Below are 19,437 nucleotides of genomic sequence, written 5' to 3'. Positions count from 1 at the left end.
TGAATTGGTGTTGTTCAATTATGGTATGAAATACTATCGAATTATGATCAGTATTTCATATTCAAAAGATGATTACTATTCCCCGTTGCCCATTCCCTACCTCAACAAAAAATGGTATCTAAATTCAACAATGCTATTTATAATTGACGGGTAATATCCCTTAAACGACTTCTCAACTCATCATCTTGTCTAACCTGTTGGGTTATTTGGTTAAACTGATTCATACTTAATCCATTACGTCTAACAATCACCTCGGAATTTTGACAAAAATCATTCATCAATGTACGGGCATTGCTAGGTAAATCATTAATAGTATCTTTTTGATGACAGGCTAATTGACTACTTCTTTGTTGTCCGACGATGCTTTCAATATTAGCAAAGGTAGAGCGTCTCAATCTCTCAATATCTACGGCGGCTTGGGCATATCGGCTTAATTCGGCATCGGAGAAGTTTTGAGCTAGGGCTTGATTACTGATTTTAATAGTATTAGACTGGGTATTATATTCGGGGGTTAATCCTGCAAGAATACCGAAGGTGCTTAAACCTACCATTAAAACAATTTTACTGGTTGATAATTTAATTTTTGATAAACTGTTAATTTTTTTATTGATCATAATTGATAAAAAATAATAGTATTTATTTTATTGGCTTCAAGAGGGTTGATAGTGACAAGGTAATTTTACGAGGGATAATTTTAAACAATAATCCCATCTATACAAAGGGGCATGATTTATGAATTTATTACAAGTTGCCCCATGATTTTAACTATGCTAATGCTAAAAAAGGTAATGTCCCAGTTGTTAATTATGATTGATTTGTTTAATTTTTAGTTCCCCGTTTAGGGATTTTGGCTTAGTTATTTTCTGAGGGTGAGAAAAGATGTTAACACCCCTCCTCCCACGGAAGATAATGCTAAGATTATCAAAACTCCTTGCAAACCTAATAATGTCTCAGCAATTCCCGCGAGGGCGAGGGGTAAAGAAAGGGCAATATTAACGGCATTATTTTGTAAACCAAATACTTTTCCGCGCATATCTGGGGGGGTTTCCGCTTGGATGGTAGTTTGCATTGGCACTCCTACAAGGGCAGCAAATCCTCCCACAATAGCTATCATTAGTAAAGCCCAGACCAGACTACCTGTAGAAAATGATAGCCCCATAAGGGCGATCGCCATTCCCATAGAGCCATAAAAACTGAGTCTTCCATGACTGATAGATTTTCCCTGCTGAGTAACAAAAGCAGCCCCTACGGCAATGCCAACCCCTGCCGCGGCTAGTAAATAACCAAACTCCTCGGCTTCAATGCCAGGAATTTCCTCCGCTACACTTACTGCTAATACTGCTAGGGCAGCGAAAATAGAAAAAAGAATTATCAATTGAAATAAAGCGTTGCGCACCCGATGATTTTTTTGTAGATAAATTAAACCATCTTTTATGTCTTCAAAAATGTGATTTTCTTGGGTTTGTTTATCCTGTTCCCTTTCTTTCGTATTGACTACTATAAGTATTAAACCCGCCATGGTGTATCCTCCCCCTACTAACAACTCCCTTCCGTAGTTAAAAGAAAAATTATTACATAAGGTAGTTACCAACTCTAACAAAGGATTACCGATGGCAAAACCAATGATTAACATTACCATCATGGTAGTGGTATAAAGAGAATTGGCAGCCAATAAATTACCCCTTCTCACAATTAAAGGTATAGAAGATTGTTCAGCGGGGGCAAAAAACTGAGTTAAAGTAGAAACAAGAAAGGTGATGGATAATAGCAACCAAAATTCCCACGGTAAATTAAACCAACCTACTCCTAAAGTTTCTTGATAAACAAAAAAAGGAATTATAAAAACTAATAATCCTCGACCTAAATTAGATATAACCAAAACCAGTTTTTTTGACCAACGATCTACATATACCCCTGCTAATGAACCAAATAAAATTGCTGGAATAGTAAAGGCAATCATAATGCCAGATACCCAACTACTAATAGCTTCACCGTCTCGATGAAAATCATTACTAATAATTGCAATCATTAAAACTAGGTATATTTTATCTGCTAATTGGGAAAAAACTTGACCTAGCCATAAGGTTAAAAAATCGCTGTTTTTTAAAACACTAATAAAGCCATGTTTACTAACTGTTTGCATAGAGCCTTTCTCGTCTTTTATTGAGCTTGACTCTTCCTCTTTATTATTCTCTTTTTTCTGCTCAAAAAGTTGCATCTATTCTATTAAATATCAATTATTGAAAAGCACTATCCCTTGATCTTACCTTAATTGGAGAAGTAATAGTTAAGAGAAAATAAACAATTTTAGTTTCCTTCACAAGAATTAGATTATTATTTAATATGCTCAGAAAACTTCCAAGAAGAACATAAAACCAATCTGCTCAAATTTACATCATTTTTTGTCGCCCTTGTCGCTGCGTTGATGATAGTTAAGTCAGAAAAGGCGATCGCACAGTAAGAATTTACTAACGAAAGATCCACCTGCTATGCCCATCTCACCGCTTCTTCTGGGGCATCAAGAATTAATTAGGGGTGATTTTCTTAATCTAACTTTCCCCCTAGACTATAACATAACCTCGTCCTCTCAAATAACCCGTACTAGCCCCCGGGCAGATGTAGGTTAAAGGTTGCACTTTTTCCATAATGGTTTTTGCGTTGAGTTGTTGTCGGCGCCAATGGAAGGTTTTTTTCAATTTCAGGGGGGCAACCTTACCATCTTTGGTCGGTAATAAATGTCTTCCTGTAAATAATACCCCTTCATTACCTTGATAGTATAAACAAGATGAACCAGGAGAATAACCCGATGTCCAAATTAATTTACAATCAGGGCTTAACTCATATTCATCGCCAAAAGAAAGAGCATCTAAGTGGGGTAATAAATAAACTTCTTGCTCTTGGGAAATTAGCTGACAATCAAACTCCTGTTTTATTTTACCAATATGCTTACTAATACCATCTCGGTTGGTGATAAATAAATATTTTACTCCTCCTTGTTGATTACAAAAATCAATGGTTTCGGGATGCCAAGGGGGGGAATCGATGAGAATATTTCCAGTGGTGCTAGTTATCAAATAAGATGTACCCCCCAAAATATCTCGATTCGGTGGAAAAGCCCAGATATTTTCTAAAATCAATTTGGGTGCTTTGGGAGTTGAGATTTTCTCCGTTTGCTGGTTTTTTTCTGTAGAATTATGAATAGGGGTCATCTTTATAGGTTAAATAGTCCTCTGGATGTGGTGATTGTCAATCCCATATTGTAGTTATATAGAGGTATCCTAAACAATCAGGATAGACTCGTTACTGTAGGTAAAAAATGGAATCAATCGTTCTTTTTCTATTATTAAGTATTTTTGTTTACTTTGTCATCAATCGCACCGTAACTAAGATAACAAATACCCCTCCTTTGTTGTTGTGGTTTGCCCTGATGATTCCTAGTTTTATCTGGTTGATATGGCAATTATTAAACCCAGGAGAAAGTAACCCCCCTGCTTTATTAATTTATGTACCTCTGATTATTTCCCCCATTATCTACATTTGGTTAATTCAAAAAGGAAAGCCGAAGCACAAAGAAGAAAAAGAAAAGAAGGATTCTCAGCTATCACAACCTCTCAATTTTATGACTAAACAAGATTCCCCAGACTTTAATCCCGATAATTTACCTTTTCTGAGTAAAAAGAATGTTAAACGCCCTATTAATGCGGAGGAGGAAAAAGCCCTCAAAGATTGTTTCCCTTGGGGGGTTTATTATCTACAAAAAATTGACTATCTACCCCAAGCTATCGTCTGTGTGGGCAAGTTGCGCACTGAACCAGAAAAGGCTTATCCTACGGTAAAGAAGAATTTAGAAAGGGTATTTCAGGATCGATTTTTGGTGGTTTTTCAGGAAACGATGCAGGGAAAACCTTTTTTTGCCCTCGTGCCGAATCCGTATTCTGAGGAAAACAAGAGTAAACAAGCCCCTGAAAAATTAACTAAACCCCTAACTGCGATCGCCCTTTTACTGTTAACCTTAGTTACTACCACCATCATTGGGGCAGAAATAAGTGGCGTTACCGTGGAAGAATTAGAAAATAACTTTAGTTTAGTATTCCAAGGACTACCCTACAGTCTTTGTTTACTAGGTATTTTGGGAGTACATGAATTAAGCCATTATCTTTTTGCCGTTTTTCATCGTATCAAAACTACTCTACCGTACTTTATCCCCTTGCCCTTTTTCCTCGGTACTTTTGGGGCATTTATCTCCATTAAATCTCCCATGCCAAACCGTAAAGCTGTATTTGATGTCGCTTTAGCAGGCCCTGTGGGCGGATTTCTAGTGACTATTCCCGTGTTAGTTTGGGGTTTGATTTTTTCTAGGGTGGTACCCATGGCAGAAAATGCTAGTATGCTCGACTTTACTGCCCTAGACCCCCGCTTTTCGATGATTTTTGCCATAATTAGTAAAATAATTTTTGGCTCTGAATTGGGGACTGGAGATGCCGTAGCGTTACATCCAGCGGCGGTGGCTGGTTATATTGGTTTGATCGTGACTGCCCTGAATCTGATGCCTGTGGGACAACTGGACGGGGGGCATATCGTCCATGCCATGTTTGGGCAAGGAAAAGCCGTGGCGATCGGGCAATTTGCCCGTTTATTGGTCATTCTCCTTGCTTTTATTCGTCCTGAATTTTTGTTGTGGGCAATCATTTTGATTTTTATGCCCATCGCCGATCAACCTGCCCTCAATGATGTTACGGAGTTGGATAATACTAGGGACTTTTTGGGGTTAGTGTCTTTACTGCTACTGGTTTTTATTCTTTTACCTGTGCCTCCCGTTATCACCCAGTGGATGAACCTTTAAGAGGGAAAAAATACCCTAGTTACTAGGAGGTATTCCCTTAATGCGGATCAAGGATTTCATTACATCTTTGACGATGGGAGCTGCCACAGTAGAGCCAAAAAGACTGTCCCCTTGGGGCTCATCTATGACGGCAAGGACTACATAACGGGGGTTGTCGGTGGGTAAAATACTGACAAAGCTAGTAATACGCGCGGTGGTAGAATATCGTCCTCTACCATCGTGTTTTTGGGCGGTTCCTGTTTTTCCGCCAATATTGTAACCTTCTATTTGAGCAGCGGCACCGGTACCATTTTTTACCACTGATTCCATCATTTTCACCACGGCATCGGCAGAACTTTCTTTAAATACTTGCGTTTCTTCTATGTCTGGATAAACTTGAATTTGACCGTTAGAATCCACTAAACCTTCTACTACATGGGGAGTGATCAATTTACCACCATTGGCGATCGCCCCTTGTATTTGTACCAGTTTCATCGGTGTGAGGGATAAACCCTGACCAAAAGAAGATACTGCCATTTCAATATCTCGGGCGGTAAAAACTTCCTCTGATTTGAGAAAACCGACCCCCTCAAAAGGCAAATCTAAGCCCATGCGCTCATTGATACCCAACTCCTCCAACCTCTCAAAATAACGAGAGCGAGGAATGCGACGCATAATATCAATCATGGCAGTATTACTCGAAACATCCAAGGCTTTGGTAATCGTTACCCTACCTAGCCCTGTCCGTGAAGCATTGGCAATGGGCCACCCATCCACCATTACTTGGGCGGGATCCGATACATAGGAATCAGGGTTAATAACTTCCTCATCAAGGGCGATCGCCACATTGATAGGTTTAAAGGTTGAACCAGGTTCATAGGTATCCGTAACAGACCAATTTTTAAACAAAGCAAAATCATAAGCAGAATAATTATTCGGATTATAAGTAGGCTCACAGGCAAGGGCTAATATTCCCCCCGTTTGAGCATCCAAAACAATTACCGCTCCTTTTTTTGCCTTAAATTGATCCATTTGTACCCGAAGGCGATCGCGTACAGCCCTTTGCAAACGAGAATCCACCGTCAACTTAACACTGAGATCGTCCAACTCAGTCGCCTTATCTGGTAAACTGGCAGGGATAATTGAGCCTAGGGCATTCCTCCTAACCTGAAGCATTCCCCGAACCTCAGGAGAAGATAAATCCCTTTGCAATAAATCTCCTTGGCTATGCTCTATCCCCGCCTGACCATTATGATCCATATCCACATAACCGACCACATCAGCCCATAAATCATCCTGAGGATAAAAACGACTATAACGTTGGTCCAAATCAACTCCGATTATACCCAAACCCCTGACTCGATCAGCCTGATTTTCCGTTAAATTACGAGCAACTATTACCCCTGTTTCTTGGGCATTAATTCTTTGCACTAAACCATTCACATCTAACTCAGGAATAATCTGTGCTAAATCTCGGGCAACACTATTAATATCTTTCTCCAACAATAATCGATGGGCATACACATCATAAACCAGTTGATCCGAGGCGATTACACGACCATCAGAGTCGATAATAGAACGTCTGGGAATATAACGTCTTAAATTGGTCTTTTGTTGACCTTCTGCCCTATCAAAATATTCTTGACCCTTAACTATTTGCAAATGATAAAGCCGATAGCCAATGCCCACCATGCCCATGATTAACACAAGCCAAACCAAAATAATTCGGACGACGCTTCCCCATGACTTTCTCAGAGTGAAATTTCCTCTCTTGACCTTGTGAGACTTAACTCGGCGAGAGTTTTTTTTTCTGAAAGTAGGAGAATCAAGGGCATTTAAAAAATTAGGCTTCAAAAACTTCATTACACCATACAAAAAAATTAATAGGCGATGGGAAAAATAGGTTCAATCTTTTTAGGAGAAGAAATCACAGGCTCTTCTTTTGGCAAAGGTTCGACATCAGTTTGAGGTAAAAAAACAGGAGATTGACTTAAATCTGGAGTGACTAACCCCGAATTTGCTTCATTCGCTTCTTCGGCTAACTGATTTTTCAAAACTTCATTATTAAAAATAAGTTGTCTTTCTCTTTTTTGCAACTCTTGTAAATTGCCATATTTTTTTGTCCATTCACTAGGGGCTGATACTGTTAAACCATAAACCACAAAACAACCGATGACGGTGATAATCGAGAACCCGCTGGATGTATGGGTCACAAAGTTAAAACACTTTAACCAAAAAGGAACTTCAACTTTTTTCGGCGTAATGACAACGGGTTTAATATCTGACCTTTTCCGACTTTTAATCTTTTTCGTGCTTACTGTATTTTCCCTAGAATAAGTCACCGATTGAGAACTCACATAATTCCTCTGTTTAATAGAACTCAATGGTTTTCGTGGAGAAGGTCTATCAGGAGCTAACATACATCTATTCTCGATTAAAATTGAACTTACTAATACTAGCAAATATATCAAAGATTATTCTTTTTTTTGATGATTTTTTTACCATGGAGAAGTTTACGGCTTTCACATCAATATTTTAAGGAAATACTCCAAATTGGACGAAATCCCTTACTTTAAAATTAGTTTCTGTTAGGTTACTGATGTAATCACAAAAACTATATTCTCCTGGGAATATCTTTAATTTTTCTGCCATGGCAGTTCATGCTCTGCCATGATAATATTAGCTAATTTAAAAAATACTTACGTAAAATTTTATGAAAATTACTACAACTTTTACCTCTTTGGCACTGAAGTTAGTGGGGGTTATTATCTTAGTCTCTGCTTTGATTGACTATTTATTTCTTGCTATCCCCCTTCAATTGTCAAATAGGAACTGGCAGATCGATTTTACGAATACCATTGTTGATCGGGGGGTTGTACCCCTCTTGGCGGTTAGTTTATTGGTACTCGGATGGTGGATAACTGATAATACCCCTAATTCTGCTCCCCCTTCAAAGGCGGTTAGATTACCTGTATTTATTATTTCTAGTCTTTTGGGCTTACTTTTCTTGCTTTTAGTACCTATTCATTTGAGCAATATTAGTAATGTTAGCGCCCAGTTTATTCAAGAAATTGATCAAAGAGCTTCTGCCCAAGAAGAAGAAATTCAGGGTTTTATTGAGCAGTTAGATGCGATCGCCCGTAACCCCCAACAAATCCAATCAGAAATTGAACAAAGAAACCAAGTTATCGATAGCGGCGGCAACATTCAAGGAAGACAACTAAACCCAGAAGAATTACAAGCCATCACCTCCCAAAGAGATCAACTCCAAGAATTACTAACATTATCCCAAAGCCCTAGCGACTTAGAAGCTAGACTAGAAGAAACCAGAACCCGTTTACAAACCGAACTAAGAGACTTACAAAGACAAGAAAAACAAAGAGCGCAAACCCAAGCCCTCAGACAAACCCTACGCACAGGAATAAACAGTTTTATGTTATCAGTGGGTTATATTGTTCTCGGTTGGCTAGGGATTAAAAACTCTATGTATGGAAGTCCTAGAAAGCCCTCTAGTTGACACTAAATAAGCAAAAGTGGATAATGGAAGATCAATAATGGATTCATACCATCATTTATAAATAACCCTCAAAAAATAAGTAGGTAGTTTGTGTTAGAACGCATAAAACAAGACTTAAAAAATGATTTAATCGCTGGTCTATTAGTGGTCATTCCCCTAGCCACCACCATCTGGTTGAGCTATCTAATGGCTAACTGGGCGATTAAATTTCTTACCAGAATACCGAAGCAAATTAACCCTTTTGACGGATTCAATCCCCTTTTAACCAACTTCCTCAATTTTGCCGTCGGTTTAACCGTCCCCCTAGTGTTTATCATGATTATCGGCTTGATGGCTCGTAATATTGCGGGACGATGGTTACTTGACGTAGGGGAGAGAATTCTTCAAGCTATTCCTTTAGCTGGTTCAGTTTACAAAACTTTGAAGCAAATTCTGGAAACTTTATTTCAAGATTCCCAAACGAAATTTCGCCGAGTCGTATTGGTTGAATATCCCCGAAAAGGATTATGGACCATGGGATTTGTCACAGGAAAAGTAAGTACAGTTATTCAGGGCAATTTTCCGAAAACTATGCTTAGTGTATTTGTACCTACTACTCCTAATCCTACTTCTGGCTGGTATGTCATCGCCCCAGAGGATGAGGTTAAAACTATTCCTATATCCATCGAAGATGCTTTTAAGGTTCTAATTTCTGGAGGAATAGTCAGCCCTGACGATAAGTCTTTGACCGTTAATAGATCTAGAAATGTTAAAACCAAAGAAAATCTAGTTTCTACTCCCCCTACCCCCGTAACTTTAGACCCAGAAAATAATATGGGTTAACCTTTTAAATGTTTTTGGGCTGATAAAATCTATTTTGTGTGGGTAATCGTTTTATTTTATAAGGGCTAAAGCCCTTTTTTAATGAGTATTTTTTTGTTTATGCTGAACAATTTTGAGGGAACGATGACAACTACATTGGCAAAATATGTACTTTTTGTTACAATTAAATGTAAAGAAATCTAAAGACGACTTGGATAATCGTTACAAAGGTTTCCTCAAGATTATATGACAACAAAGATTTTACCGACATCGCTGTCGGTTTTTTTTTCCTCAATTTTCGGGACGCTCCTTGATAGCCCATTCGGCTTGGCGTAATATTCCCCTAAGCATAGCTACTTCTTGGGGTTGTAGTTTGGTTCGATTTATCAGGCGGCGAAATTTTTCCATTTTGGTGGGTGCTGTGTGGGGATAGAGATAGTTGATTTTTAGTAAAACAGATTCTAGGTGTTGATAATATCCTTCGATCGCCTCCAGGGAAGCCATTTCTGGGGTGTCTTCCACCTCTTGGGGGTTAGCTTGTTCATGGTAGTGTTGATACAGTTCATAGGCACACACACCCACGGCTTGGGCAAGGTTGAGGGAGGGATATGCTGGGTTACTAGGAATACAAATAAAACGCTGGGCATGGCTCAATTCTTGGTTACTCAATCCTCTATCTTCAGGACCAAAAATTAGAGCAGAGGATATATTTTTTTCCATTAACCATGGCAACGCTTCCCTCGGAGTTTCTAACTTGGTAGGGATTCCCCTCGGACGGGCAGTAGTGGCGATCGCCCTTTGGCAATCCTTGAGAGCATCGGGCAAAGATTCCACCACCAAAGCCTTCTCTAAAATATCCGTAGCATGAACCGCCATAACCTGAGCATCTTCGGACAAATGGTCACCCTGAGGATTTACCAACACCAAATAAGTTAAACCCATATTTTTCATAACCCGTGCAATAGAACCAATATTACGCTCTCCGGCAGGTTCAACCAATACAATTTTGACCTCATCACCAAAACTCATTAAAGATAACTCCTAATTTGCCCCTTTTATACTCCCTGTTTATTATCAATTACCTCTGATTTATTGTCAATTAGATTCTGCCCTCAAACTTAAATCAACCATAACTTTTATTAAAAATATATGCGTATAATTACTCATAGTCCAAAATAGCTCAACTCCAAAGAAAGTAAAGAATCAATATCATTATTAAATTGTAGAGTGTGACATATTCTGATATATTTTTAGGTATAGGGAAAAACCTCCTTACATAGAGAATAAATCATCAATTTTTAACAAAATATATCCCACGCAATCATGGTATTAAAAAAGATTTTGTCCAAAAAAAAAGGTCAACCTAAATACTTTTTAGAAGTAGAAGTAAAAGATCAAGCTCCCGAAACCCCTGTTGTGGAGTCTTCGGAAAAAGCTCCCGAAACTACCCAAGATCAAGCTAAAAAATCAGCACCATCTGCCCCCAAAACCTCTGTAAACAGCTACAGCGATCAACCTGAATGGGTAAAAGCTATTAAAAATTATAGTACCCCTAATCCTGATAATAGTACCCCCGCAGAAAATACCAACTTTGCAGGGCAATATATCAGTAATGATGTTCCCCAAGCTCGTCGTCGCCCCGGCGGTAGTCTTAAACTTTTTAAAGATATTGCTTCGCAAATAAATAAGTAATATTTCTTGTCACCATAAATCAGTTTTTGGTTTTTATTTGATTAAACTAAAAGCTGATTTTTTATTAAACTTTTAAAATGATTAATAACATAGAACAAATTGTATTAAGTAACTTACCATATATTTCTTATTTGAATGATAATGGAGATATAAATGATAAATTAACGGGAAAAATAGGCTTGTATGCTATTTTCAATTATTACAAAAAACTAGAATATATTGGCTATTCTCGTAATTTATTATTGAGTCTCAAACAACATTTAATTAGACAACCTGATAAATGTTATTGGTTGAAATATCATGTAATTGAGCGTCCTAGTCGTAGTATCCTCGAAGAAATTAAACAAAAGTGGCTAGAGGAAAATGGCTCGACACCGTCAGGTAATGGGGAAGACGAAGGTTTATGGACTCAACCCATTGACACAAAGACAACCATGAATGATGACGATAAACAGCAGTATAATTCATTGGATGAATTGGGAAAAATTAAACTGCTCAAAAAAGTAGCCCGTAGATATGAGGAAATTATTAAAAATCAATTGGATGAACGGGGTGTAAAATTTGAAGTGCGTTTTAACCCTAAATTAAAAGAAGATGGCTTATTAGATTTGAAAATTTAACGAAATGTCGCTACTTCCTAACTAGAGTTATCATGAAATGGATCTTAATTTTCATTTAAAAATATTTTATGTTCAAAAAACTTTTTATTATCTTAACTGTTACTATCTTTTGTTTAGGCATAAGTGCGATCGCCCCTAGGCCAGCCCAAGCCCTAATCCAAATAAAAATCACCGACATTGGTTACAAAGACTGTCCCGAAGGAGTAGGAGAAGGAAGCGTCACCAGTGGGGGTAGTGCCTTACCAGCCACCTGTTATCTTGTTACAGGAAAAACCAACAACACATCAGGAAAAACCCTCTATGATGCTGATGTATTTGGGAGAATATACGACGCAAATAACGAACCAGCCTTACAAAATAGAACTCGTTTAGGGGCATTACCAGAAGTACCCCCTGGAGTGAGCGACTTTGAACTTAGAATCAGTGTTCCCTCAAATCAACCCACTCCCCTTAAATTAAAACAGTTTAAAGCCACAGGATTTTCCAGTAGCGTTTATCCTTCCTTCTAAACTAAAAACCACCGCCAGTGCGAACCAAAGAAGTTAAAAGTCCAGGAATTAACTGTAAAACAAAAATAGCCAAAATAGCTGAAAAATCAATGCCTCCCAAGGGGGGTATCACTGAACGAAAAATATTAAGATAAGGATCTGTAATTGGTGCTAAAAAAGAAATAACTTTCCCTGCCCATTCGGCAGTTTGAAACCAACTTAATAAAATACGGACGAAAATTAGCACCAAATATAATTGAATAAAATTAACAACCGTATTAACAATTAAATAACTTACACTAGACATAATTTTTTCCTAACTATTAAAATTCCTATAATAATTTTATTTACTTTCTAATCTTACCCGAAATTATTATGACAAGTAAAAAAAGAGATTTTGTCCAACCATAAAAAACCATTGACCATGCACAAATCTATAACTTTATGCTCACAAATACTATTTTATAACCTTCTTGCCCTTCTGCTTTTCGGGAAATCCACCCTAGCACAGTCCCCAGAATATCGTGACATAGAAGAATGCACCGTAACCGACAACACCCATGACAAATCACTCTTTAGTGTTTTTCCTAGCGGTGCGAATGGTTGTCAATTTGAAGAAGAAATTACCCATGATTCTGGCACTTATCAACTAAAATTTGATGTGGGAAATAATAAAAATAACTCCCGTATCGAAGTATTGGACAACCAAGGTAGAAACCACACTGTTGCCATTGACGAATTTATTGGCATTTCTACCAGCATTACCGTTAGTCTTTTACCCTTCTATAATCAAGAAAAACCTTCCCTACTAATTGACTACGTCACCTACGGCAATGGTTTTAACAACTGTACCGTTAACAACATGGTAGTTTTCGATGAGAATATCCCCTCTGGTGCCATTAGAATCAATGCCACTAACCTTAATGTTTCCGAGGTAGATAGACAAAACCCCCACGGCTTTAACGCTTGTTTCAACTTTGAAGACATCAATAACAATGGAATCCTCGAAGCCGTTGCCTTTGATGGCAGATTTGGCTATCAATTTAGCTCAGGGGCCGCCTCCGCTGCACCCAGAAGGATTATGAGTTTTACTCCTACGGGATTAGAAGATGTTACCCAACAAAATCCTAGTCATCTGAGACAACAAGCCGAGAGTTTATGGAATACGGTAATTGAGCGTAGCGGTGAGGAAAATGTGGAATATTTTGGCTATATGGCGGCCTATGCAGGGGTAAAAAGTTTGTTGGGGGAATATGACAGCGCAAAATCCTTGATACAAAGACGTATGGAAATTGATAATACCGCCACGGGTTATTTTAGTAATGATTTTATTACTAATTTAGAAACTTTTTTAAGAAATAATGGCTACAGTCTTTAGATAAGATTTGAAAAAAGAGTAGGTTGCTTTGATCCATAAAATTCAACCTACATAACAATATTTCTTTGCATTTTTGCCAGATATAATCCTTATTCATAATCCAAAATAACCTTGAGCCACTGGGGAGGGCGAGGAATGGGGTTTTTCAGTCTATCCAACATTAATAATGCGACGAGATGGACGGTAAAACAATAAATGAGATTGTTAACAAATACCACCAGTAGAATAAGTAACTGAATTATGAGGGGGCTTGGTTGAGAAAGAATACCTAGTTGTAAGAACATCCAATCGGCTAACCCTGTAATCTGATTAATAACATAAATCCATAAATCTTCCCCTAGTAGGATGGAAAAAAGCCAAAAACGAAAGAAAAAGCCAAAACTACCGATAATTGACCCTGTAAGTAAAGAGAGGTGCCAATTAGAACCATTTCGCCACATTCCCCCTAGCTGAATACCCATTAAACCATAGGGAATTATATAAACGATGCTGCGAGGGGGACCCATTAAAATACTTAGTAATAAACCTGAGACGATGGTTGTCATGATTGATGCCCGTCTGCCCCTTCTCATATAAACAAGGGCGATGGGTAACGGGTATAGCATCCTCAAAAATGGGCCTAGGCGGAAGTAGTAATCAATTAACCAAATTAAACTAGCGGTACTAGCTAAAAAGGCACTTTCTACTAAGGCGATGGTTTTGGGACTGACGTTGTAGTTTTTTTGGGGCGGTTGATAGGGGCTATAGGTAAAAGCACTGTCGGTAGAGTCATCTATTTCATCTACCCAGTTTTGCTCGTCAATATCTAGGGGGGAATCTGAGTTTGGATTAGACAAATGAGTATCAAGATTTAAAGGTGTGTTTTCTTGTTTTTGAGTATAGCATTATGTTTAGTAATCAAGATTTGCCAAATAATCGATACAATAGGTAAGAAAATCAAAGGTTATTAGGTTTATGGATGAAATCCCTACCGCCCTAAGAGATACCAGTTCTAATTCTAAGGGTAATAAAAAAGTTTTTTCGGGCGATCGCCCTTTAGTCCAGAAATATATAATCTGGTTTATGGGGGGTATATTGTTAGTGACCATAATTTCTTTCTTTATCAATGGTATTACAAATAACCCTAGTTCAGAGCCTGTAGTGGTTCAAGAAACAGAAATTCAACCTCCACAAGAAGAAATAGAAGAAGTAACCATTCCCGAAAATATCCTCGGGCATATAGCCTATGAAGAAGCCCCTCAATCAGAGTTAAGAGCTATTAATACTGATGGTGGCATTCAATTGAGACAAGCAGCCGCTGAGAGATTTAATGCCATGGTTAGGGATGCTCGAAACCAAGGAATTATTCTCAACCCCATTTCAGGATTTAGATCCATTTCTGACCAAGAATATTTATTTTTTGAACTAAAAGAGCAAAGAAATCAGGACGCAAGAAAAAGAGCAGAAGTGAGCGCTCCTCCAGGCCATAGTGAGCATCATACGGGCTATGCGGTGGATATTGGCGATGGTAATAACCCTAGTACCAATTTACAAGAAAGTTTTGAAAATACTGCCGCTTATAGATGGTTAGAGGCTAATGCTTCTCGTTACAGTTTTGAGCTTTCTTTTCCCAGAGATAACTTACAGGGTATCAGTTATGAACCTTGGCACTGGCGTTTTGTGGGCGATCGCCATAGCTTAGAAACTTTTTACCGAGTCAGAGAATTAACAACTCCCCTTAATCAAAGATAATGGTAATATTGATGCTCAGTTTAGCCGACAAGATAAATAATAATCAGATTAGATGGACATATTAGTTACCACTGTTCAAGTACCTTTTATCCGAGGAGGGGCGGAAATTCATGCCGAGTCATTAGTTCAAGCCTTACGAAATCATGGACATAGTGCGGAAATAGTTGCCCTTCCTTTTGAAGCTCATCCTCCCCAGCGAATGTTAGATTTAATGTTTATATTTCGTCTTCTTGATTTTTCTACTTTTTCGGGCAGAAATATTGATTTGATTATTCCTCTCAAGTTTCCTGCTTATTTTAACAGTCATCCTAATCAGGTAGCTTGGTTATTGCATCAACATAGGGATGTATATGATCTTTGGGAACAAAAATTTGGTGGTTTGGTACATAATTCCGATGCGGTGCAGTTTCGAGAAACGATTATTAATGGGGATACAAAGGCTTTGGGGGAATGTCGTCAAATTTTTAGTAATTCCCAAAATGTGGCAAACCGATTGAAAAAGTTTAATGGGCTTGATTCTATTCCCCTTTATCATCCTCCTAAAAATGCTGATACTTTTACCTGTGAGGAGGCTCAAGGTTACTTCTTTTTCCCTAGTCGTTTAAATTTGGTAAAAAGACAACATTTAGTCCTAGAGGCGATCTCCAAAACCCGTAATCCTGTCAAAGTAGTGTTTGCAGGTTCATCTGATAACGGACTATATGAAAATGAATTAAAACAAATTGCCGAAAAATTAGACATTACCCATAGAGCGATTTTTGTGGGTCAAATTTCCGAAGCTGAAAAAATCAAATACTATGCCGAATCTATGGGGGTTATTTATCCTCCCCTCGATGAAGACTATGGTTATGTAACCTTAGAGGGGATGTTATCATCTAAGCCTATTATCACCTGTACCGACTCTGGAGGCCCTTTAGAATTTATCACAGATCAAGAAACAGGGGTTGTTACAAAACCAGATTCTTTTGCTCTAGCTAGGGCAATGGATCAATTATGGGAAAATCATCGTTTAGCTTCTCACTTGGGCAAAAATGCACGAAAACATTATCAAGAATTAGATATTACTTGGACTAATGTTGTTAATAAATTAACTAATTGTTAGTTTTTTTAATATATTGTGTTTCTACAATAAGTTTTTCTAAAAAAAATTATCTAAACTATAAAATGCCCTATTTAAAAGTAAAGATAATTTAATTATTCTCATTTTTAATACTATGAAAATAAATTGGTTTTCTCCCCTGCCCCCTGCCAAAACAGAAATTGGTAAATATACCTGTAAAATAGTTCCTTTATTACAAGAGTTTGTAAAAGTTACTGTCTGGACAAGTCAAGATTCTTGGCAGAGTGAGTTAAATGATTATATGTCCATTAGATATTATCAACCCCATAATATTTCTTGGTATGAAATTAATCAGGCAGATTTGAATATTTATCAGTTAGGAAATAATCATCTTTTTCATGGCGATATTTGGCAAATTAGTAAAAAATCTCCTGGTTTAGTAATTCTTCATGATTACAAATTACAAGATTTTTTCTATATGTTATCAGACGATAAAAAAAATTATCTTAATCAAGTTTTTAAGCTTTATGGGGAAGAAGGATTAGAAAATGCCCAAAAATTTTTAGATGGTTTTGTTTCCATGGCAACCATGGCAGATAAATACCCCATGACTCCCCTTGCCCTTGAAAGTGCGATCGCCCTTATGACCCATAATAGAGAATCCTATCAACAACTGAGCCAAGAAAATCACTGGATGACGGGATACACTCCCTTACCTTACCTTGCCGATAACCTAGGGCAAATTAATCGTCGAAAAAGTCAAACTCCCTATCAAATAATCATGTTTGGCTTTATGGGGCAAAATCGTTGTTTAAACTCCGTATTTAAAGCCCTTGCCATGCTTCCCCGTCGAGAGCAATTTCGCCTTCATATTTACGGTGAAATGTGGGATGAAGACTATATCTTTAGCCAAATTCAAGAATTAGGACTCGAAAATATTATTACTCTTCATGGTTTTGTCAGTGACGATGAATTACACCACGCCTTAAATAATGCCAATCTTGCCATCAATCTGCGTTATCCTTCCATGGGAGAAGCCTCTGCCAGTCAACTACACCTCTGGAGTTATAGCTTGCCTAGTATAGCATCCCAAACAGAATGGTATGGCAGTTTAGACTCCAACGCCGTGGCTTTTGTACGCCCAAACCATGAATTAGAAGATTTAACTCACCATTTAAATGATTTTTTAAATAATCCCGAAAAATTTGCTCTAATGGGCATAGAAGGTAAAAAAATCCTTGAAGAAAATCATCAACCCAAAATGTGTGCCGAGGCAATTATTAACTTTGCCCAACAGGTGATGAAATATCGCCCCACTCATACCATTCACTCCATGGCAACGAGAATCGGTGGTGAATTAAATTATTTTAACTTACCTTCATCCACTGATTTAAATCGTTATGGTGAAATCATTGATTTTATGTGTACATCGATTCCTGAGAAAAAATAACTATCTTATCCCGTGGCACTGATTCAAGGTAAATCAAGTAATCAGGGTGTTTTTCTTGCCCTAAAAGCCCTCTCATTGAGTTAAGATTAATTAAGTTATGTATCTGTCAAGTAATCAAAAAGTCTTATCATTATGGAATTTTTCTCATTAGAGCAAATGCAGGAATTAGCTCAAGAATATGGTTACTGGGCAGTTTTTGTAGGTATTGCCCTAGAAAATACTGGTATTCCTTTACCTGGAGAAACTATCACCGTAATCGGAGGATTTTTAGCAGGTAGCGGTGAGTTAAATTATTGGTGGGTTTTATTTAGTGCCATTCTCGGTGCCGTTATCGGTGATAACTGTGGTTATTGGTTGGGCAGGATTGGGGGATGGTCACTTTTTGTGAAGTTTGCCAGAATTTTTCGTCTTGAAGAGACACAATTGGCGATCGCCAAGCATAAATTTAATGAGAATGCTGGAAAAGCGATATTTTTCGGGCGTTTTGTTACCTTATTAAGAATTTTTGCCGGTCCCATTGCAGGAATTACCGAGATGAATTACGGTAAATTTTTATTTTTCAACTTTACAGGGGCAACGGTTTGGGCATCAGTGATTGTTACCCTTTCTTACTTTGTGGGTAGAATTGTTCCCTTACCCGAATTAGTATCATTAATCGCTAAGTTTGGTTTATTGGGTTTACTCATTGTGGGAGTTTGGATTGGTGCTTCTTTCCTCATCAAATATTACCAACAGAAAAAAAGTTTTAATAGTTAATATTCTCGAAGAGATCTGTTAAGCAAAGCATACTGTAAGATATATTTCAAAGGTTTTGACAATAAAATATTAACCCATGTCCCGTTCCAAGTCTTTACAGTATTATATAGTTGCCCGTATTTTACTCGCTCCATTAATGTTGTGGACTATTGTAACAATCGTTTTTTTGTTGCTAAGAGCTACCCCCGGAGACCCAGCCGATGCTATCTTGGGTGGTAGAGCGCCAGAATCAGCCAAACAAGCACTAAGAGAACAAATGGGCTTAAATCAGCCTTTGTGGGTACAATATCTTACTTATTTAGGGCAGTTATTGCGCTTTGATTTAGGTTCTTCCATTACCAGCCGTGGCTTGGAAGTAAAGGAAGTTATTGGTCAATATTTTCCTGCCACCGTTGAATTATCCTTGTTTGCCATGGTAGTGGCGATAGCCCTTGGAGTGGGAATAGGACTAATTTCCGCCTCAAAACCCAATACTATTTTTGATGTGGCGGGGAGACTATTCGGCATCATCACCTACGCCTTGCCTTTGTTTTGGATGGGTATGGTAATGCAAATTGTCTTTTCCGTACAACTAAAATGGTTTCCCCTCGGCACCCGCTTCCCCGTAGGCATGACAACCCCCACAAAAATAACAGGCTTATACGTCTTAGACAGTCTTCTAACCCTTAATGTTGGTCAATTTTTTACAGCCCTCCACTACGTAGCGCTGCCCTCCCTTACCCTCGGCATCTTAATCAGTGGCATTTTTGAAAGGATAGTCAGAGTAAACCTCAAAAAAACCCTTCAATCAGACTATGTAGAAGCCGCTAGGGCCAGAGGTATTCCCAAAAGTCGTATTCTTTTTGCCCATGCCTTTAAAAACGCCCTCATTCCCGTTATCACCGTCATGGGTTTAACCTTTGCTGCCCTACTCGGAGGGGCTGTGTTAACAGAAGTAACCTTTTCTTGGCCTGGTTTAGGCAACAGACTATATGAGGCCATATCCCAAAGAGACTATCCCACCGTACAAGGAATTATGGTATTTTTCGGCATTATTGTAGTTATAGCCAGTATAGCCATTGACATCATCAATGCTTATATTGATCCTAGAATTCGCTATTAAAAAAAAATAAGGTGGGCAAT

The 19,437-nt window shown here is 38.1% G+C and carries 21 protein-coding genes; 12 read left to right on the top strand and 9 right to left on the bottom strand.

Going from position 1 to position 19,437, the window contains the following annotated elements:
* Positions 1-137: 137 nt before the first annotated feature.
* The 4 genes from AA637_RS02025 to AA637_RS02010 form a co-directional block, all read right to left on the bottom strand.
* A complete protein-coding gene (locus tag AA637_RS02025; RefSeq protein WP_446683672.1) occupies positions 138-614 on the bottom strand; it encodes a DUF4168 domain-containing protein in 477 nt (158 codons plus the stop codon).
* 242 nt (positions 615-856) lie between these two features.
* Entirely contained in the window at positions 857-2,218 is a 1,362-nt protein-coding gene (locus AA637_RS02020; protein WP_446683671.1) for an MFS transporter, read from the bottom strand.
* Positions 2,219-2,334: 116 nt separating this feature from the next.
* Positions 2,335-2,484: a hypothetical protein gene (locus tag AA637_RS02015; protein ID WP_446683670.1), complete on the bottom strand. Its 150-nt coding sequence runs from the start codon at positions 2,482-2,484 to the stop codon at positions 2,335-2,337.
* 77 nt (positions 2,485-2,561) lie between these two features.
* The gene (locus tag AA637_RS02010) at positions 2,562-3,209 is read right to left on the bottom strand and encodes an MBL fold metallo-hydrolase (protein WP_446683669.1); all 648 of its coding nucleotides are present in this window, start codon (positions 3,207-3,209) and stop codon (positions 2,562-2,564) included.
* A gap of 107 nt (positions 3,210-3,316) precedes the next feature.
* On the opposite strand from AA637_RS02010, the gene AA637_RS02005 reads away from it, so the two are divergent.
* Entirely contained in the window at positions 3,317-4,843 is a 1,527-nt protein-coding gene (locus AA637_RS02005; protein WP_446683668.1) for a site-2 protease family protein, read from the top strand.
* Positions 4,844-4,858: 15 nt separating this feature from the next.
* Here AA637_RS02005 and AA637_RS02000 read toward each other — a convergent pair whose 3' ends face one another.
* Both AA637_RS02000 and AA637_RS01995 read right to left on the bottom strand, forming a co-directional pair.
* Positions 4,859-6,685, bottom strand: coding sequence for a peptidoglycan D,D-transpeptidase FtsI family protein (locus tag AA637_RS02000; protein ID WP_446683667.1), 1,827 nt, complete (start codon positions 6,683-6,685; stop codon positions 4,859-4,861).
* 17 nt (positions 6,686-6,702) lie between these two features.
* On the bottom strand, positions 6,703-7,242 hold the full coding sequence (locus AA637_RS01995) for a hypothetical protein (RefSeq protein WP_446683666.1): 540 nt from the start codon (positions 7,240-7,242) through the stop codon (positions 6,703-6,705).
* A 293-nt stretch (positions 7,243-7,535) separates the two neighbouring features.
* On the opposite strand from AA637_RS01995, the gene AA637_RS01990 reads away from it, so the two are divergent.
* Complete coding sequence (locus tag AA637_RS01990; protein WP_446683665.1) at positions 7,536-8,339, top strand: HpsJ family protein; 804 nt, start codon at positions 7,536-7,538, stop codon at positions 8,337-8,339.
* A gap of 90 nt (positions 8,340-8,429) precedes the next feature.
* Positions 8,430-9,161, top strand: coding sequence for a DUF502 domain-containing protein (locus AA637_RS01985; protein WP_446683664.1), 732 nt, complete (start codon positions 8,430-8,432; stop codon positions 9,159-9,161).
* 270 nt (positions 9,162-9,431) lie between these two features.
* Here AA637_RS01985 and AA637_RS01980 read toward each other — a convergent pair whose 3' ends face one another.
* Entirely contained in the window at positions 9,432-10,169 is a 738-nt protein-coding gene (locus AA637_RS01980; protein ID WP_446683663.1) for an RNA methyltransferase, read from the bottom strand.
* A 312-nt stretch (positions 10,170-10,481) separates the two neighbouring features.
* Here AA637_RS01980 and AA637_RS01975 point away from each other — a divergent pair, with 312 nt between their 5' ends.
* The 3 genes from AA637_RS01975 (at position 10,482) to AA637_RS01965 (ending at position 11,961) form a co-directional block, all read left to right on the top strand.
* Entirely contained in the window at positions 10,482-10,832 is a 351-nt protein-coding gene (locus AA637_RS01975) for a hypothetical protein (RefSeq protein WP_446683662.1), read from the top strand.
* A 77-nt stretch (positions 10,833-10,909) separates the two neighbouring features.
* Complete coding sequence (locus tag AA637_RS01970; RefSeq protein ID WP_446683661.1) at positions 10,910-11,452, top strand: GIY-YIG nuclease family protein; 543 nt, start codon at positions 10,910-10,912, stop codon at positions 11,450-11,452.
* A 68-nt stretch (positions 11,453-11,520) separates the two neighbouring features.
* Positions 11,521-11,961, top strand: coding sequence for a hypothetical protein (locus AA637_RS01965; RefSeq protein ID WP_446683660.1), 441 nt, complete (start codon positions 11,521-11,523; stop codon positions 11,959-11,961).
* A gap of 1 nt (position 11,962) precedes the next feature.
* Here AA637_RS01965 and AA637_RS01960 read toward each other — a convergent pair whose 3' ends face one another.
* Positions 11,963-12,247, bottom strand: a complete 285-nt coding sequence (locus AA637_RS01960) for a YggT family protein (protein ID WP_083260506.1) — start codon at positions 12,245-12,247, stop codon at positions 11,963-11,965.
* 117 nt (positions 12,248-12,364) lie between these two features.
* Here AA637_RS01960 and AA637_RS01955 point away from each other — a divergent pair, with 117 nt between their 5' ends.
* Positions 12,365-13,318, top strand: coding sequence for a hypothetical protein (locus AA637_RS01955; protein WP_446683659.1), 954 nt, complete (start codon positions 12,365-12,367; stop codon positions 13,316-13,318).
* A gap of 89 nt (positions 13,319-13,407) precedes the next feature.
* Here AA637_RS01955 and AA637_RS01950 read toward each other — a convergent pair whose 3' ends face one another.
* Positions 13,408-14,154, bottom strand: a complete 747-nt coding sequence (locus AA637_RS01950) for a DUF2232 domain-containing protein (RefSeq protein ID WP_446683658.1) — start codon at positions 14,152-14,154, stop codon at positions 13,408-13,410.
* A gap of 118 nt (positions 14,155-14,272) precedes the next feature.
* Here AA637_RS01950 and AA637_RS01945 point away from each other — a divergent pair, with 118 nt between their 5' ends.
* From AA637_RS01945 to AA637_RS01925, 5 genes are all read left to right on the top strand, one after another.
* Positions 14,273-15,049: a M15 family metallopeptidase gene (locus AA637_RS01945; RefSeq protein WP_446683657.1), complete on the top strand. Its 777-nt coding sequence runs from the start codon at positions 14,273-14,275 to the stop codon at positions 15,047-15,049.
* A gap of 52 nt (positions 15,050-15,101) precedes the next feature.
* On the top strand, positions 15,102-16,151 hold the full coding sequence (locus AA637_RS01940) for a glycosyltransferase family 4 protein (protein ID WP_446683656.1): 1,050 nt from the start codon (positions 15,102-15,104) through the stop codon (positions 16,149-16,151).
* Positions 16,152-16,263: 112 nt separating this feature from the next.
* Positions 16,264-17,559: a glycosyltransferase gene (locus AA637_RS01935; protein ID WP_446683655.1), complete on the top strand. Its 1,296-nt coding sequence runs from the start codon at positions 16,264-16,266 to the stop codon at positions 17,557-17,559.
* A 126-nt stretch (positions 17,560-17,685) separates the two neighbouring features.
* Entirely contained in the window at positions 17,686-18,315 is a 630-nt protein-coding gene (locus AA637_RS01930; protein WP_446684513.1) for a DedA family protein, read from the top strand.
* Positions 18,316-18,391: 76 nt separating this feature from the next.
* The gene (locus AA637_RS01925) at positions 18,392-19,417 is read left to right on the top strand and encodes an ABC transporter permease (protein ID WP_446683654.1); all 1,026 of its coding nucleotides are present in this window, start codon (positions 18,392-18,394) and stop codon (positions 19,415-19,417) included.
* The last annotated feature ends 20 nt before the right edge of the window (positions 19,418-19,437 follow it).

Origin of the sequence: Cyanobacterium sp. HL-69 (assembly GCA_002813895.1) — a bacterium.
Lineage (GTDB): Bacteria > Cyanobacteriota > Cyanobacteriia > Cyanobacteriales > Cyanobacteriaceae > Cyanobacterium.
The sequence above is the reverse complement of the archived record's forward strand: the minus strand, read 5'-3'. Positions and strand labels throughout refer to the sequence as shown.

Excerpts from the sequence above, each read along its gene's own strand:
- AA637_RS01940 (WP_446683656.1), top strand. The coding sequence starts at position 15,102 with ATGGACATATTAGTTACCACTGTTCAAGTACCTTTTATCCGAGGAGGG.
- AA637_RS01995 (WP_446683666.1), bottom strand. The coding sequence starts at position 7,242 with ATGTTAGCTCCTGATAGACCTTCTCCACGAAAACCATTGAGTTCTATT.
- AA637_RS01965 (WP_446683660.1), top strand. The coding sequence starts at position 11,521 with ATGTTCAAAAAACTTTTTATTATCTTAACTGTTACTATCTTTTGTTTA.
- AA637_RS01955 (WP_446683659.1), top strand. The coding sequence starts at position 12,365 with ATGCACAAATCTATAACTTTATGCTCACAAATACTATTTTATAACCTT.
- AA637_RS02020 (WP_446683671.1), bottom strand. The coding sequence starts at position 2,218 with ATGCAACTTTTTGAGCAGAAAAAAGAGAATAATAAAGAGGAAGAGTCA.
- AA637_RS01945 (WP_446683657.1), top strand. The coding sequence starts at position 14,273 with ATGGATGAAATCCCTACCGCCCTAAGAGATACCAGTTCTAATTCTAAG.
- AA637_RS01990 (WP_446683665.1), top strand. The coding sequence starts at position 7,536 with ATGAAAATTACTACAACTTTTACCTCTTTGGCACTGAAGTTAGTGGGG.
- AA637_RS02010 (WP_446683669.1), bottom strand. The coding sequence starts at position 3,209 with ATGACCCCTATTCATAATTCTACAGAAAAAAACCAGCAAACGGAGAAA.
- AA637_RS01925 (WP_446683654.1), top strand. The coding sequence starts at position 18,392 with ATGTCCCGTTCCAAGTCTTTACAGTATTATATAGTTGCCCGTATTTTA.
- AA637_RS01935 (WP_446683655.1), top strand. The coding sequence starts at position 16,264 with ATGAAAATAAATTGGTTTTCTCCCCTGCCCCCTGCCAAAACAGAAATT.
- AA637_RS02005 (WP_446683668.1), top strand. The coding sequence starts at position 3,317 with ATGGAATCAATCGTTCTTTTTCTATTATTAAGTATTTTTGTTTACTTT.
- AA637_RS01960 (WP_083260506.1), bottom strand. The coding sequence starts at position 12,247 with ATGTCTAGTGTAAGTTATTTAATTGTTAATACGGTTGTTAATTTTATT.
- AA637_RS01980 (WP_446683663.1), bottom strand. The coding sequence starts at position 10,169 with ATGAGTTTTGGTGATGAGGTCAAAATTGTATTGGTTGAACCTGCCGGA.
- AA637_RS02000 (WP_446683667.1), bottom strand. The coding sequence starts at position 6,685 with ATGAAGTTTTTGAAGCCTAATTTTTTAAATGCCCTTGATTCTCCTACT.
- AA637_RS01970 (WP_446683661.1), top strand. The coding sequence starts at position 10,910 with ATGATTAATAACATAGAACAAATTGTATTAAGTAACTTACCATATATT.
- AA637_RS02025 (WP_446683672.1), bottom strand. The coding sequence starts at position 614 with ATGATCAATAAAAAAATTAACAGTTTATCAAAAATTAAATTATCAACC.